At 72.5% G+C, this 13,505-nt stretch carries 14 protein-coding genes; 5 read left to right on the top strand and 9 right to left on the bottom strand.

Annotation, left to right across the window (positions count from 1 at the left end):
- Positions 1 to 13: 13 nt before the first annotated feature.
- Positions 14 to 439: an ArsR/SmtB family transcription factor gene (locus ACPYN4_RS07585; RefSeq protein WP_239282586.1), complete on the bottom strand. Its 426-nt coding sequence runs from the start codon at positions 437 to 439 to the stop codon at positions 14 to 16.
- Between ACPYN4_RS07585 and ACPYN4_RS07580 the strand changes: the two genes are divergently transcribed.
- Positions 429 to 1,700, top strand: a complete 1,272-nt coding sequence (locus tag ACPYN4_RS07580; protein ID WP_424446044.1) for an MFS transporter — start codon at positions 429 to 431, stop codon at positions 1,698 to 1,700. The two genes, ACPYN4_RS07585 and ACPYN4_RS07580, sit on opposite strands and share 11 nt — an antisense overlap.
- A 16-nt stretch (positions 1,701 to 1,716) precedes the next feature.
- Here ACPYN4_RS07580 and ACPYN4_RS07575 read toward each other — a convergent pair whose 3' ends face one another.
- On the bottom strand, positions 1,717 to 2,556 hold the full coding sequence (locus ACPYN4_RS07575; protein ID WP_424446043.1) for an exodeoxyribonuclease III: 840 nt from the start codon (positions 2,554 to 2,556) through the stop codon (positions 1,717 to 1,719).
- On the opposite strand from ACPYN4_RS07575, the gene ACPYN4_RS07570 reads away from it, so the two are divergent.
- Positions 2,555 to 2,872, top strand: coding sequence for a hypothetical protein (locus ACPYN4_RS07570; protein WP_424446042.1), 318 nt, complete (start codon positions 2,555 to 2,557; stop codon positions 2,870 to 2,872). The two genes, ACPYN4_RS07575 and ACPYN4_RS07570, sit on opposite strands and share 2 nt — an antisense overlap.
- A gap of 55 nt (positions 2,873 to 2,927) precedes the next feature.
- On the opposite strand, the gene ACPYN4_RS07565 is transcribed toward ACPYN4_RS07570, so the two are convergent.
- The 3 genes from ACPYN4_RS07565 to ACPYN4_RS07555 form a co-directional block, all read right to left on the bottom strand.
- A complete protein-coding gene (locus tag ACPYN4_RS07565) occupies positions 2,928 to 4,280 on the bottom strand; it encodes a D-alanyl-D-alanine carboxypeptidase family protein (RefSeq protein WP_424446041.1) in 1,353 nt (450 codons plus the stop codon).
- A gap of 78 nt (positions 4,281 to 4,358) precedes the next feature.
- Positions 4,359 to 5,774 carry a Re/Si-specific NAD(P)(+) transhydrogenase subunit beta gene (pntB, locus tag ACPYN4_RS07560; RefSeq protein WP_424446040.1) on the bottom strand — a complete coding sequence of 472 codons (1,416 nt, stop codon included), beginning with the start codon at positions 5,772 to 5,774 and terminating at the stop codon, positions 4,359 to 4,361.
- Positions 5,771 to 7,339, bottom strand: coding sequence for a Re/Si-specific NAD(P)(+) transhydrogenase subunit alpha (locus tag ACPYN4_RS07555; RefSeq protein WP_424446039.1), 1,569 nt, complete (start codon positions 7,337 to 7,339; stop codon positions 5,771 to 5,773). Before ACPYN4_RS07555 ends, pntB begins: the two co-directional genes overlap by 4 nt.
- 139 nt (positions 7,340 to 7,478) lie before the next feature.
- Here ACPYN4_RS07555 and pyrE point away from each other — a divergent pair, with 139 nt between their 5' ends.
- Positions 7,479 to 8,054 (top strand): orotate phosphoribosyltransferase, encoded by a 576-nt coding sequence (pyrE, locus tag ACPYN4_RS07550; RefSeq protein ID WP_424446038.1) that lies wholly within the window; start codon positions 7,479 to 7,481, stop codon positions 8,052 to 8,054.
- A gap of 188 nt (positions 8,055 to 8,242) precedes the next feature.
- Here the strand turns inward: pyrE and ACPYN4_RS07545 are convergent, their stop codons facing one another.
- Together ACPYN4_RS07545 and ACPYN4_RS07540 are read right to left on the bottom strand one after the other, a co-directional pair.
- On the bottom strand, positions 8,243 to 8,422 hold the full coding sequence (locus ACPYN4_RS07545) for a hypothetical protein (RefSeq protein WP_232321679.1): 180 nt from the start codon (positions 8,420 to 8,422) through the stop codon (positions 8,243 to 8,245).
- A 112-nt stretch (positions 8,423 to 8,534) separates the two neighbouring features.
- Entirely contained in the window at positions 8,535 to 9,344 is an 810-nt protein-coding gene (locus ACPYN4_RS07540; protein WP_076688670.1) for an HAD-IIA family hydrolase, read from the bottom strand.
- A 61-nt stretch (positions 9,345 to 9,405) separates the two neighbouring features.
- Between ACPYN4_RS07540 and ACPYN4_RS07535 the strand changes: the two genes are divergently transcribed.
- A complete protein-coding gene (locus tag ACPYN4_RS07535; RefSeq protein WP_281653130.1) occupies positions 9,406 to 10,368 on the top strand; it encodes an SDR family NAD(P)-dependent oxidoreductase in 963 nt (320 codons plus the stop codon).
- A gap of 173 nt (positions 10,369 to 10,541) precedes the next feature.
- Here ACPYN4_RS07535 and ACPYN4_RS07530 read toward each other — a convergent pair whose 3' ends face one another.
- The gene (locus tag ACPYN4_RS07530) at positions 10,542 to 11,186 is read right to left on the bottom strand and encodes a metal-dependent transcriptional regulator (protein WP_076688676.1); all 645 of its coding nucleotides are present in this window, start codon (positions 11,184 to 11,186) and stop codon (positions 10,542 to 10,544) included.
- A gap of 23 nt (positions 11,187 to 11,209) precedes the next feature.
- A complete protein-coding gene (locus tag ACPYN4_RS07525) occupies positions 11,210 to 12,484 on the bottom strand; it encodes an Nramp family divalent metal transporter (RefSeq protein ID WP_287272324.1) in 1,275 nt (424 codons plus the stop codon).
- 279 nt (positions 12,485 to 12,763) lie between these two features.
- Between ACPYN4_RS07525 and ACPYN4_RS07520 the strand changes: the two genes are divergently transcribed.
- A complete protein-coding gene (locus ACPYN4_RS07520; protein ID WP_239282261.1) occupies positions 12,764 to 13,414 on the top strand; it encodes a TrmH family RNA methyltransferase in 651 nt (216 codons plus the stop codon).
- Positions 13,415 to 13,505 lie beyond the last annotated feature (91 nt).

Raw genomic sequence — 13,505 nt, 5'->3', positions numbered from 1 at the left:
CGCCGCGCGGGGCTCAGGTGCCCTGCGCCGGCGGCACGAGCGCGTTGCCGAGCTCGCTGCGCAGATACAGCACCGACCGGCCGTATCGCGTCGACGAGACGAGGCCGGCCGCGCGCAGCGCGCGCAGGTGCTGCCCTGCGGCAGACGTGGTCACGCCGAAGCGGACCCCGAGCTCCGTCGACGAGGCGGGTTCGTCGAGCACCGTGAGCAGCTGGGCGCGGACCCGTCCCAGGATGCCGACCAGCGCCGCCGATGTCGTCACCTGCTGGCGCTCCCACATGGCTCCCTGGCCGCGGGCGGGGTAGAGGATGAGCGGCGCGGCCTCGCCCACCGGCGCGGACGCGCGCGCCGTGAACACCGTCGGCACGAGAGTGACGCCCTGACCGTCGGTGCGCCGCGTGCGGTCGACCGGGTCGCTGAGCGACCCCGTGCTGCGCATCCTCGTCACCTCGACCGCCGTCGGTCGCATCGGCCGCGGTGTCTTCCTCGCCGTGACGGTGCTGTACTTCACCCGCATCGTCGGCCTCAGCGCCGGTGAGATCGCGGTCGTTCTCACTGTCTCGGCCGGCCTCGGCGTCGCGGCATCCGCCCTCACCGGACACCTGGCCGACCGCATCAGCGCGCGTCGCATCCTGTTGGCGGGCATGACCCTCGACGGCGTGGCACTCGTCGCCTACGCCTTCGCGGCCGACTTCTGGGCGGTGCTCGCGATCGGCGCGGTCGTCGGCGTCGCGGAGTCGGCGGCCAACGCCGCGCGCATGGCCATCATCGCGCGGGCCTTCGACGGCCCGCGGCGGGTGTCGGCGCGGGCGATCCTGCGCACCGTCACCAACATCTCCATCGCCGCGGGCGCCGCCGCCGGCGGGCTCTCGCTCCTCGCCGACACCGGCCTCGCGTACCGCGCGGCGATCGTGGCCGCCGGGCTCGTCGTGCTCGCCGGCGTGCCGATCATGCGGGGGCTGCCACCCCGCGTCGACGCGCCGCGCGTCGTGCCGGCCGCACCCGCCGCAGACAGCGCCGCGCCGACCGCGGACAGCGCCGAGCCGACCACCGCGGCCCCGGCCACCCCGGTCGTGCGTCGCGCGAGCCCGTGGCGCGATGCGCGCTACCTCGCGGTGACGGCGCTGTCGGCGGTCTTCGGCATGCAGTTCGGGCTGGCGGAGGTGGGGGTTCCGCTGTGGATCGCCCACGACACCGCCGCGCCGACCGCCATCGTGGCGGCGCTGCTGATCCTCAACACGGTCATCGTCGTGATCTTCCAGGTACCGCTGTCGCGCGGCACCCACGATGTGCGGCGCGCGGGCACCGTGACGGCGTGGGCAGGCGTGCTGATGGTGCTCGCGTGCGCGCTCTACGCCGGCGCGGCGCCGGTGGTCGCCTGGCTGGCGGTCGCGCTGCTGATCGCGGCCGCCCTCGCGCACGCGTTCGCGGAGGTGATGTCGCAGGCGGGCGGCTGGGGGCTGAGCTTCGAGCTCGCCGACCCCCGGGCGCCGGGCGCGTACCAGGGCGTGTTCTCGATGGGATTCAATCTCGGCGCGATGGCCGCGCCGATCGTCGTGACCGCCGCGCTCGGCCTCGGGCTGGCCGGGTGGGCGCTGCTGGCGGTCGTGTTTGCGGCATCCGCCCTCGGGACCACGCTCATCGCGTGGCGCTCCGCGAAGGGGCTCGACGCCGCCGACCGCCGGGTGAGAGCGGCCTGACGCCGCGGCGTCCGCGTCAGAAGATCATCGGGCGGTCGTCGTCGTCGGGACCTTCGAGGTCGAGGTCGACGACGACGGGCACGTGGTCGCTCGGGATCTCGCCCTTGCGCTCGTCGCGATGGATGGATGCCGCGACCACCGCGTCGGCGAACGCGTGCGATCCGAGGATGAAGTCGATGCGCATGCCCTCGTTGCGGGGGAAGCGCAGCTGCTTGTAGTCCCAGTACGTATAGCCGGTCGGCACGAGCGGGCGCACCGTGTCGTGCAGGCCCGCGTCGAGCAGCGCCTGGAAGGCGGCGCGCTCGGGCACCGAGACGTGCGTCGTCACGCCCTCGATCACGGCGGGATCGCCGTTGTCGGCGTCGGTCGGGGCGATGTTGAAATCGCCGGTCAGGGCGAGGGCCAGGTCGGGGTTCACGGCGAGGGTGTCGGACGTGTACCCGCGAAGCGCCTCGAGCCAGTCGAGCTTGTAGCGGTAGTGCGGGTCGTCGAGGCCGCGGCCGTTCGGCACATACAGGCTCCACACCTCGACGCCGCCGACGGTCGCGCCCATCGCACGCGCCTCCTGCGGGGCGTCGGGCCCGTCATGACCCTTCGCGAAGCCCGGCATGCCGGGAAAGCCGATCTGCAGGTTCTCGATCGGCGTGCGGCTCGCGATCGCGACGCCGTTCCACTGGTTCAGGCCGTGCGCCTCCACGGTGTAGCCCGCCGCCTCGAACTCGGCGTACGGGAACTGCTCGGGCTTGCACTTGATCTCCTGCATCGCCAGCACGTCGATGTCCTCGCGCACGGCGAAGTCGACGGTGCGGACGACGCGGGCACGGATCGAGTTGACGTTCCAGGTGGCCACACGCATGGCATCCAGCGTATTCGCCGCCGCCGACAGTGCGCGCCGCCCGTCACGCGCGGTCCTCGGCGTCGTGGTCGGCGGCGCGCAGGCGCTCGCCCTCGTCGCCCACCACGGGCGCTACGCGCTGGCGCCCGGGCTCCACGCCGCGGCGGGTCTCGTCATGATGTCGTGGATCTCCATCGAGATCTCGCTGCTGCTGGTCTGGTCGCCGCTGCACGGCCTCTACTTCGCGACGGGTCTCGTCCAGGTGGTCGTGGCGCTGCTGGCGCTCGGCGCCTGGCCGCGGCCGTTCCTGGCCCGCGAACCGCGCGACCCCCGCTGACCCCGCGAGCCCCGCGCGACTCGCTGACCCCGCGAGCCCCGCTGACCCCGCGCCGCTACCCGCGTCCGGCGAGCGGGCCGTCGAGTTCGAGCGGATGGGTGAGGCGCCACCAGTCGTCGGGCATCGCGATGTCGGCATCGAGCACGAGATCGGTCGACGCCGTGCGCGCGCCCGCCGTCCACGTGATCGTCCCGACCTTCTCGCCGGCGCGCCCCGTGGTCAGCGGGCTCGTGGTCATCTGGGCGGTGATGGGCGTGTCCGACCAGGTCAACACGCGGGCATCCGTCGCCACCACCATGCGAGCCTCCGCACCCCACGGCGTGGTGTAGCTTCCGTACACCTCACCGCGCCGGGCGAGCGGGACCTCGTGGAACCCGGCGCGGATGCTGCCGAGCAGCGCCCGCACGTCGCTGTTCACATTGTCGCGGTCCTGGCCACCCAGCACCGCGCCGGTGATCGTCAGCGGTTCGCCGATGCCGACGTCCAGGAGCGAGGAGTACAGCAGGTTGGAGCCTTCGAGCGTCCCGGTCTTGATGCCGCGGACCCCGTCGGTGCCGAGCAGCGTGTTGGTGTTGCTGCCCGTGAATCCGGGTACGGCGAGAGTGGACATGCCGACGATCTGCGCGATCGTCTCGTTCCCCATCGCGAGGGCGCCGAGCGTGATGAGGTCGGCGGCAGTGGCGGTGTTGCGCGGGTCGATGCCCGTCGGCTCGACCACCGTGATGCCCCCCAGCCCGTTGCGATCCAGCCAGGCGTCCGTCGCGCGCACGAACGCGCCGCGGGAGCCGAAGGCCCACGTCGAGACGGCGTCGGCGTAATTGCTGGCCGAGACGACGAGCATGAGCTCCAGGGCGTCGTGCAGGCTCATCGTGCTGCCGGTCGGCATGGCGGCGATCGTCGCACCCTGCACGTAGTACTGGTCGTACAGGTCGTGGTCGGCTTTGCTGAAGGTCAGGACGGGTCCCGGGTCGTCGGGGCCGGACAGCGGATGCGCGTCGAGCACGACGAGCGCGGTCACGAGCTTCGTGATGCTCGCCATCGGAAGCGGGCCCGGGGCGCCGGATGCCGCGGTCAGCCCTTCGGCGCCCAGGAAGTCCGTCCCGCCGGAGACCTGCACTGCCGATGCGCCGGCGGGCATCGCCAGCGACACCGGGGCGCCCGCCGTCGGCTGCGGCGTGCGCGTCTCCGCGCCGGGGAGCGCGACCGGGGTGGTCAGGGCGTAGGCGGCGTACCCTCCGGCGAGGCCCATGAGCACGAGCGCGACGACCGCGGTCGTGATCCCCGCCCGGAGTCGCCGACGGCGACGCCGGGCACGCTCGACGGGATCGACGTCCGGCGCGGACGGGCCGGCACCCGCGGTGTCGAGGAGCTCGGTGAACCGGGTCAACTCATCATCGGCGATCCCCATATGCTCGATCCTGGCATGACCGGCATCCTGGCCCGTCGCGCAGGAGCGCGGCGGCGAAGGCTCGTGCCGCCGTCGTCGTCAGAGCGCGCGCAGGATGTCCTCCACCCGCTCCTTCGCATCCCCGAACAGCATGCGGGTGTTCTCGCGGAAGAACAGCGGATTCTGCACACCGGCGTACCCCGAGGCCATCGACCGCTTGAACACGACGACGTTCCGCGCCTCCCACACGTGCAGCACCGGCATGCCGGCGATGGGCGAGCCGGGATCCTCGGCCGCGGCGGGGTTGACGGTGTCGTTCGCGCCGATCACCAGCACGACGTCGGCCTCGGCGAAGTCCTCATTGATCTCGTCGAGTTCCAGCACGATGTCGTAGGGCACCTTCGCCTCGGCCAGCAGCACGTTCATGTGGCCGGGAAGCCGTCCGGCGACGGGGTGGATGCCGAAGCGCACCGTCACGCCGCGCTCGCGCAGCCGCTTCGTGAGGTCGGCGACCGGGTACTGCGCCTGCGCGACGGCCATGCCGTAGCCGGGGGTGATGATGACCGAGCGCGCATCGCGCAGCAGGGCCGCGACCGCCCCGGCATCCGTCTCGTGGATCTCGCCCTGCTCCTCGTCGCCGGTGCGCGGCGCCTCGATGCCGAATCCGCCCGCGATGACCGACAGGAACGACCGGTTCATGGCCTTGCACATGATGTACGACAGGTACGCACCCGATGAGCCGACGAGGGCACCCGTGACGATCAGCAGATCGTTGTTCAGCAGGAAGCCCGCCGCGGCGGCCGCCCAGCCGGAGTAGCTGTTGAGCATCGAGACGACGACGGGCATGTCGCCGCCGCCGATCGAGGCGACGAGGTGCCAGCCGAGCGCCAGTGCGAGCAGGGTCACGACGATCAGCAGCCACAGCTCGGGCGTGATGACGTACCAGACCGTGAGCCCGACGAACAGGACGAGCGTCCCGACGTTGAGCAGGTTCTTGCCCGGCAGCATGAGCGGGCGCGAGCTCATCCGCGCGGAGAGCTTGAGGAACGCCACGATCGACCCGGTGAAGGTGACCGCGCCGATGAAGACGCCGATGAACACCTCGGCGTGGTGGATGCCGACGAGTTCCGGGGCGATGCCCTCCGCGTACAGGTGGCCGTTCCAGCCGACGAGCACGGCCGCGAGCCCGACGAACGAGTGCAGCAGCGCGATGAGCTCGGGCATGCCGGTCATCTCGACGACGCGGGCACGCCAGAGCCCGATCGCGCCGCCGACGAGGATCGCGACGACGAGGAGGGTCAGGCCGAGGGCGGCGCCGCTCGTGAGCAGCACGCCGCTCGCGACGACGAGGACGAGGGTCGCGACGAGCGCGATCGTCATGCCCGCGATGCCGTAGACGATGCCGCGGCGGGCTGATTCCTGCTTGCTGAGCCCGGCGAGGGCGAGGATGAACAGCAGCGCCGCGACGATATATGCCGCGGTGGCGATGGACTGCGCGAGGACGAGGCCGCTCACTTCTGGTCGCCCTTCTGGAACATGGCGAGCATGCGCCGGGTGACGGCGAAGCCGCCGAAGATGTTGATGGATGCCAGCAGCACCGCGACGGCGGCGAGCACCTGGACGAGCGGGTCGGGCACGATGATCTGCGACATGGCGCCGACGATGATGATGCCGCTGATCGCGTTGGTGATGCTCATGAGCGGCGTATGCAGCGCGTGGGCGACCTTGCCGATGACGTAGAACCCGATGACGACCGAGAGTGTGAGCACGAGGACGTGCTGCGGCAGCGGCGCGGGCGCGAACGCGCAGACGAGGAACAGCGCGGCGATGCCGACGCCGGTGAGGACGGACTTCGTGCGGGTCGACAGGCCCTGCCGGGGTGCCGGTGCCGTGGCGGATGCCGCGGCATCCGCCACGGGCGCCGGCGCCGCCGACACCTGCACCGGCGGGGGCGGCCACGTCACCTCGCCCTGACGCACGACGGTGACGGCGCGCTGGACGACGTCGGTCTCGTCGATGACGAGCACGCCGTCCTTTCCGGGGGTCAGCAGGGTGAGCAGATTCAGCAGGTTCGTGCCGTACAGCTGGGAGGCCTGCTGCGGGAGGCGGCCCGCGAGGTCGGTGTACCCGAGGATCGTGACGCCGTTCGCCGTGACGACCTTCTCGCCGGCGACCGAGCCCTCGACGTTGCCGCCCTGGCCGTCCTGGCCGAGGCCCGCCGCCATGTCGACGATGACGCTGCCCGGCTTCATGGCGGCCACATCGGCGGCGGTGATCAGGCGGGGCGCGGGACGGCCCGGGATGAGCGCCGTCGTGATGATGATGTCGACGTCGACGGCCTGGTCCCGGTAGAGCTGCGCGGCCGCGGCGTCGTAGGCGGCGCTCGTGGCCTTCGCGTATCCGTCGGCCGAGACCTCCTTGGTCTCGTCCGGCACGACGACGGGCAGGTAGCTGCCGCCGATCGAGGCGACCTGGTCGGCGACCTCCGGGCGCGGATCGGTCGCGCGGACGATGGCGCCGAGCGAGGACGCCGCTCCGATTGCCGCGAGTCCCGCGACCCCGGCGCCCGCCACGAGCACCTTCGCCGGCGGCACCTTGCCGGCGGCGGTGACCTGCCCGGTGAAGAAGCGGCCGAACGCGTTGGCCGCCTCGACGACGGCGCGGTATCCCGCGATGTTCGCCATCGAGCTGAGGACATCCATCGACTGGGCGCGCGAGATGCGCGGGACGGCGTCGAGGGCCAGCGCCGTGACGCCGCGCGCCGCGAGCGCGGCCAGGAGATCGGGCCGCAGGGCCGGGCTCAGCAAGCCCACGATGGTTGCGCCCGGCTGCAGGAGCGCGATCTCGTCGGCGGTGGGCACCGCGACCTTCAGGACGACATCGGCGGCCCAGGCGGTGTCGCGATCGGCGATGGTCGCGCCGGCGGCGATGTACTCGGCATCCGGGAACGACGAGCGCTCGCCGGCGCCGGCCTGCACGACGACCTCGTAGCCGAGTCTGCCGATGCGGCCCACCGTGGTCGGCGACGCGGCTACGCGTGTCTCGCCGGGCAACTCGGTGACGATGCCGATGCGGTCCATGGTGCTCCTCGGTTCGCGGCGGGCGACGGATGCCGCGGCTCGGGCGCCGGCGACGTTCCCGACTCTAGGGCCACACCGTGCGCGTCGGCGGCCGACGGCGCGGGAAAAACGGCGACGGGGCGTCCGTAGACTGCTGGGCATGACCGTCGCCTCCACGCCCGAGCTCGAAACACAGCGCCAGGACCTCATCGCCCTGATCGGCGAGGAGGCGGTGTTCCACGGCGATTTCACGCTGTCCAGCGGCAAGAAGGCGACATACTACGTCGACATGCGCAAGCTCACCCTCGACCACCGCGCGGCCCCCGCGATCGGCCGGCTGGTGCTCGACCTCGTGCGGGATCTCGAGGTCGACGCCGTGGGGGGTCTCACCCTCGGCGCCGACCCGATCGCGAACGCCGTCCTGCACGCGTCCGTCGCCGCCGGAACGCCGGTCGACGCCTTCGTCGTGCGCAAGGAGCCCAAGGACCACGGCCGCGGCCGCCAGGTCGAGGGCGCCGAGGTCGCCGGCAAGCGCGTCGTGATCGTCGAGGACACCTCCACGACGGGCGGCTCGCCGCTCAAGGCCGCCGAAGTGGTGCGGGATGCCGGGGCCGATGTCGTCGCGGTCGTCACCGTCGTCGACCGCAAGACCGGCGCGCAGACCGCCGTCGAGGCCGCCGGCTTCACCTGGCGCTCGATCATCGACCTCGACGACCTGGGCCTCGCGCCGCAGTAACCCGGGGCGGGTCTGAGCCGAACCCTTATTCCCGGAACGAACCCTCATTCCCGCGCGCGCACTGGGGTGAGGTTTCGTCCCAGAGGTAAGGGTTCGGCGGGATGCCGGGGCGGGATGCCGGGGCGGAATGCGGGCGCGGGCGGGCGCGGTCCCGAAACGGATGCCGCGGATCAGCACCCCGGGGCGGGTCAGCGGAAGACGGGCAGCTGCGATGCCAGGGCGAGGACGAGCCCGACGACCGTGAGCAGTGCGATCCCGCGGCCGTTCGGCAGCGGCGTGCCCTGCGGGGCATCCCGGCGGCCGCGCAGGAACAGCACAAGCGCGGCGATGAGCAGCGCGAACGCTGTCACGACGAGGAAGAGCGCCATCAGCGGCCCCCGCGGTGGCCGCGACCGCGGACGCACTGCACGATCACGACGACGAGCGTCGTCAGGATCATGAGGGCGGACGTCACCAGCAGCAGCGTCTGCTCGAAGTCGTTCACAGCCCCTCCGGCATCTCCGATTCGACCGGCTCGGCGGTCACGAGATCGGCCACCGAATCGAGGATCTCGTCCGGGCGGAACGGATACCGCTCGATCTCGGCGTCGTCGGAGATTCCGGTGCGCACCAGGATCGTGTGCAAGCCCGCCTCGATGCCCGCCACGACGTCGGTGTCCATGCGGTCGCCGATCATGCCGGTGTTCTCCGAGTGCGCGCCGATCCGGTTCATCGCCGAGCGGAACATCATCGGGTTGGGCTTGCCGACGACGTAGGGTGCCTTGCCGGTCGCGTGGGTGATGAGCGCCGCGAACGACCCCGTCGCCGGGACGATTCCCGAGGGGGTCGGGCCCGTGGCATCCGGGTTCGTGATGATGAATCGCGCGCCGGCGTTGATGAAGCGGATCGCCTGGGTGATGCGGTCGAACGAGTAGTTGCGCGTCTCGCCGATGACGACGTAGTCCGGCTGCGTCTCCGTCATGACGTACCCGGCCTCGTGCAGCGCCGTCGTCAGGCCGGCCTCGCCGATGACGAACGCCGTGCCGCCGGGATGCTGCGACCGCAGGAACTCCGCCGTCGCGAGCGCCGAGGTCCAGATGCGGTCCTCGGGGACCTCGAGGCCCGAGATCCGCAGCCGGGCGCTGAGGTCCCGCGGCGTGTAGAAGGGGTTGTTCGTCAGCACGAGGAACGGGATCCCGGCATCCCGCCACTGCGCGAGCAGGTCGGCGGCTCCCGGGATGGGCTTGTTCTCGTGGACGAGAACCCCGTCCATGTCCGTGAGCCAGCACTCGATATCGGCGCGTGTCCGCATGCGGCCAGCCTATCGGGGAGTCGCCAGCTGAACGGCGGCCCGCGGCCCTAGTGTCGACCATGTGGCACGCGACGACTGGGACCCCGAGCGCCTGCCCGACCTCAGTGGTCGGCGCTACCTCGTCACGGGCTCCACGGCGGGCCTCGGGTTCTTCTCCTCGCTGCAGCTGGCCGGCGCCGGCGCGCACGTCATCATGACGGGACGCAACCCCAATCGCCTGGCCGCCGCGCGGGCGGCGGTGCTGCGGGGCGCGAAGGATGCCGACGTCACGACGCTGCTGCTCGACACGAGCAACCTGGGGTCGGTGCGCGCCGCCGCCGCGACGGTCCGCGGGCGGGCGGGACTGCACGGACTGCTGCTGAACGCCGGCATCGTCCACCCGCCGCGGCATCGGCAGACGACGGCCGACGGGCACGAGATCGTGTTCGCGACGAACGCGCTCGGCCACTACGCCCTCGCCGGCGAGCTGCTGCTGCCGCTCGCGGCGGGCCGCGGCCGCATGGTGTGGGTCGGCTCGATGTCGACGTCGATGTGGGCGTACGACCCGATCGACCCCGAGCTCGAGAACGGCTACACGCCCTGGCGTGCGTACGTGCAGTCCAAGGTGGCCACGACGGCGCTCGGCTTCGAGGCCGATCGGCGGCTGCGCGCCGCGAGTGTGCCGATCGCGAGCCTTGTCGCCCATCCGGGCTACTCGATCAGCGGCCGCACCCGCGGCATCCTCGGGGTCAACGAGCCCTCGCGTCTCAAGCGCTTCGGCGACAACCTGCAGGCCCCGATCACGCAATCCAAGGAGCGGGGGGCCTGGCCGCTCGTGCGTGCGCTCGTCGACCCGGATGCCGACGGCGGGCAGTTCTGGGGGCCGTCGCGCATCGTCAGCGGTGCGCCGAAGCTGTCGACGGCGGGTCGCATCACCCGCGACGAGGAGATCGCGGCGCGGCTGTGGAACTACTGCGAGCACGCGGTCGGGGCGCCGTGGCCATACCTGAAGGCGGCGAAGACCCGCCGCGCCCGCCGGCCATGAGCGCGGCGCCGGGCGCGCCGCGGGTATGGCAGTGGCTGCGGGCGAAGCTCGAGGACGCCGCCTCGTTCCGCAGCGGGACGATCGACGCCAACGACGGCATCACCGCCACCGCCGGTCTGCTGCAGGGATTCGGCGGGGCGGGCGCGGGACAAGGGCGGGGGATGCCGGGGTGCTCAGACGGTGAGCCACACGGCGTCGGCGGCGCCGGCGGGCAGCTCCACGGTCGCGCCGCCGTCGACGCGCACGGCATCCCGGCCGGCGACGACCAGGGTGTGGCCGACGTCGATGCCGTGCCCCTCGAGCGCCCGCAGCAACGCCGGGTCGCGGTCGCTGACCCGCAGCACCCGGCCGCTGTGACCGATGTGCGCGGCCGCCAGGAGGACGAACGGGGCGCGGTCGACGGCGCCGTCGGCATCCGGGATCGCGTCGCCGTGAGGATCGAACCGGGGGTGGCCCAGCCGCGCATCGATCCCCGCCAGCAGGCGGTCGCTGATCGTGTGCTCGAGCACCTCGGCCTCGTCGTGCACCTCGTCCCAGGCGTAGCCGAACTCCCGCACGAGCCACGTCTCGATGAGCCGATGCCGGCGGATGATGGATGCCGCGCGCAGCCGTCCGGCATCGGTCAGGGAGACCGGGCCGTAGGGGCGGTGTGAAACGAGACCCTGCGCGGCGAGCTTCTGCACCATCTCGGTCACCGTCGACGGGGCGAGCGAGAGCTCCCCGGCGAGCTGTGACGGGGTGATCGGGTCGTTCTGCCACTCGGTGTGGTGGTAGATCGTCTTCAGGTAGTCGTCGATCGCGACGGAGTTTCCGGCCACGGAGCCAGGGTATCCGGCGCAGGCTATGCCCCCGACAGCACCAGCCACAGCAGCACGCCGTTCAGCGCGACGAGGAACGCCGCGGCGACCACTCCCGCCGCCGTCGTCCACCACCGGTTGCGATGTGCTCCGAGCACGCTCGCGCGCGCCGTCAGTGCGACCAGCGGGATGAGCGCGAAGGGGATGCCGAAGCTCAGCACGACCTGGCTGAGGATGAGCGCCCACGTCGGGTCGACGCCGGCGGCCAGCAGGGCGACCGCGGGGACGAGAGTGACCAGGCGTCGTGCGAGGAGCGGCACCCGCACCCGCAAGAGCCCTTGCATGATCTCGGCGCCGGCGTACGCGCCGACGGCGGTGCTCGCCAGTCCGCTCGCGAGCAGGCCCACCGCGAACAGGGTCGCCACCACCGCGCCGAGGCCCGACTGCAGCGCGTGGTAGGCGCCCTCGAGGCTGTCGGTGCCGGGGACGCCGGCGAGGTTCGCGGCGGCCAGCAGCAGGATGCAGAGGTTCACGGTGCCGGCGATGACGAGCGCGATGGTGACGTCCCAGCGGGTGGCGCGCAGCAGCCGCGACGTGCCCGCGGCGCGGTCGGTGGCGTGCGCGCCGGGCGCGGTGAAGCGATCGCGGGCGAGCGCGCTGTGCGCGTAGATCGCGTGCGGCATGATCGTCGCGCCGAGGATGGATGCCGCCAGCAGCACCGACTCGGCACCGTCGAAGCGGGGGAGGAGACCGGCGGCGATGCCCGCGGCATCCGGCGGCGCGATGAACACGCCGTACGAGAATCCCAGCGCGATGACGGCGAGCAGCCCGATGACGACGAACTCGAACGCGCGCGCGCCGCGTCGCTGCTGGATGAGCAGCAGCGCGATGGACACCCCTCCCGTGATGAGACCGCCGACCGGCAGAGGCACACCGAACAGGAGCCACAGCGCGACGGCGCCGCCGATGACCTCCGCGATGTCGGTGGCCATCGCGACGAGCTCCGCCTGCAGCCAGTACGCGCGGCGGCCCCAGCGGCTGCGGATGCGGGTGCCGAGGGTCTCGGCGAGGCTCTGCCCGGTCACGATGCCGAGCTTCGCCGACAGGTACTGGATCAGCCAGGCCATCGTGTTGCCGAGGAGGACGACCCAGACGAGGAGGTAGCCGAAGCGGGCGCCCGCGGTCATGTTGCTCGCGACGTTGCCGGGATCGAGGTAGGCGACGCCCGCGACGAGGGCCGGGCCGAGCAGCCACGCCGCGCGCCGACGCGGCGGGGCGGGCGTCGCGGGCGTCGTCGGCGCGGCATCCGTTTTCGGCATGCCGAAACTCTATCAGGGGATTTTTCGGTGTGCCGAAAGAAGCGCCTCGCGTGCGAAAAGCAGGCTCGATCGTCGCGGCGGGCGCTCTCAGCCCGCGCCGGTGCCGGTTCAGCCTGCTTTCGGCGCGGGGCGCGGGCGCGACGGTGCGGGGCGCGGGCGCCGCGCGCGGGCGGGACGGTGCGGGGCGCGGGCGGAGTCGGGCGGGACGCGGGCGGGACCGGCACGGGGAGCGGGGCGGGGCGCGCGCGGGCGGGATCGGGGCGAGGATAGCCTTGCGGGGTGGTGCTGCACGGGGGCGAGACGGGCGAGCGGGAGGCGGAGCCCGAGCTGCCGGTCGGGGTGGGACCCTGGCCGGGCGGCCCCGAGGCGTGGCCCGACGACCCGCGCTACGACCGGGAGCTGCTCGCCGCGGGTGACCGGCGCAACGTCATCGACCGCTATCGGTACTGGACGATGGACGCGATCGTCGCCGATCTCGACCAGCACCGCCACGCGTTCCACGTCGCGATCGAGAACTGGCAGCACGACATGAACATCGGCTCGATCGTCCGCAGCGCCAACGCCTTCGGCGCCGCCGAGGTGCACATCATCGGCCGGCGCCGCTGGAACCGTCGCGGCGCGATGGTCACCGACCGCTACCAGCACGTGCGGCACCACGAGGACGTCGCGGCGTTCACCGCCTGGGCGCAGGATGCCGGCATCCCGATCATCGCGGTCGACAACGTCGCCGGGTCGGTTGCGCTCGACCGGGCGGAACTCCCGGAGCGGTGCGCGCTGCTGTTCGGGCAGGAGGGTCCGGGGCTGTCTCCGGAGGCGGTGGCCGCGGCATCCGGCGTCGTCGAGATCACCCAGTACGGCTCGACGCGCTCGATCAACGCGAGCGCCGCGGCCGCGGTCGTCATGTACGAGTGGTGCCGCCGCTGGGCGTGAGCGGATCCGTCGCGGCCGGTGCCGAAGGTCGGGCGCATGAGCGCGTGCGCGTCGCGGTCGCGGCTGCCGAGTCGCGCGTCCGGTCGCCCGG

The sequence above is a fragment of the Microbacterium sp. CH-015 genome (genome assembly GCF_049707015.1).
Taxonomy (GTDB): Bacteria; Actinomycetota; Actinomycetes; order Actinomycetales; family Microbacteriaceae; genus Microbacterium; species Microbacterium aurum.
The sequence above is the reverse complement of the archived record's forward strand: the minus strand, read 5'-3'. Positions and strand labels throughout refer to the sequence as shown.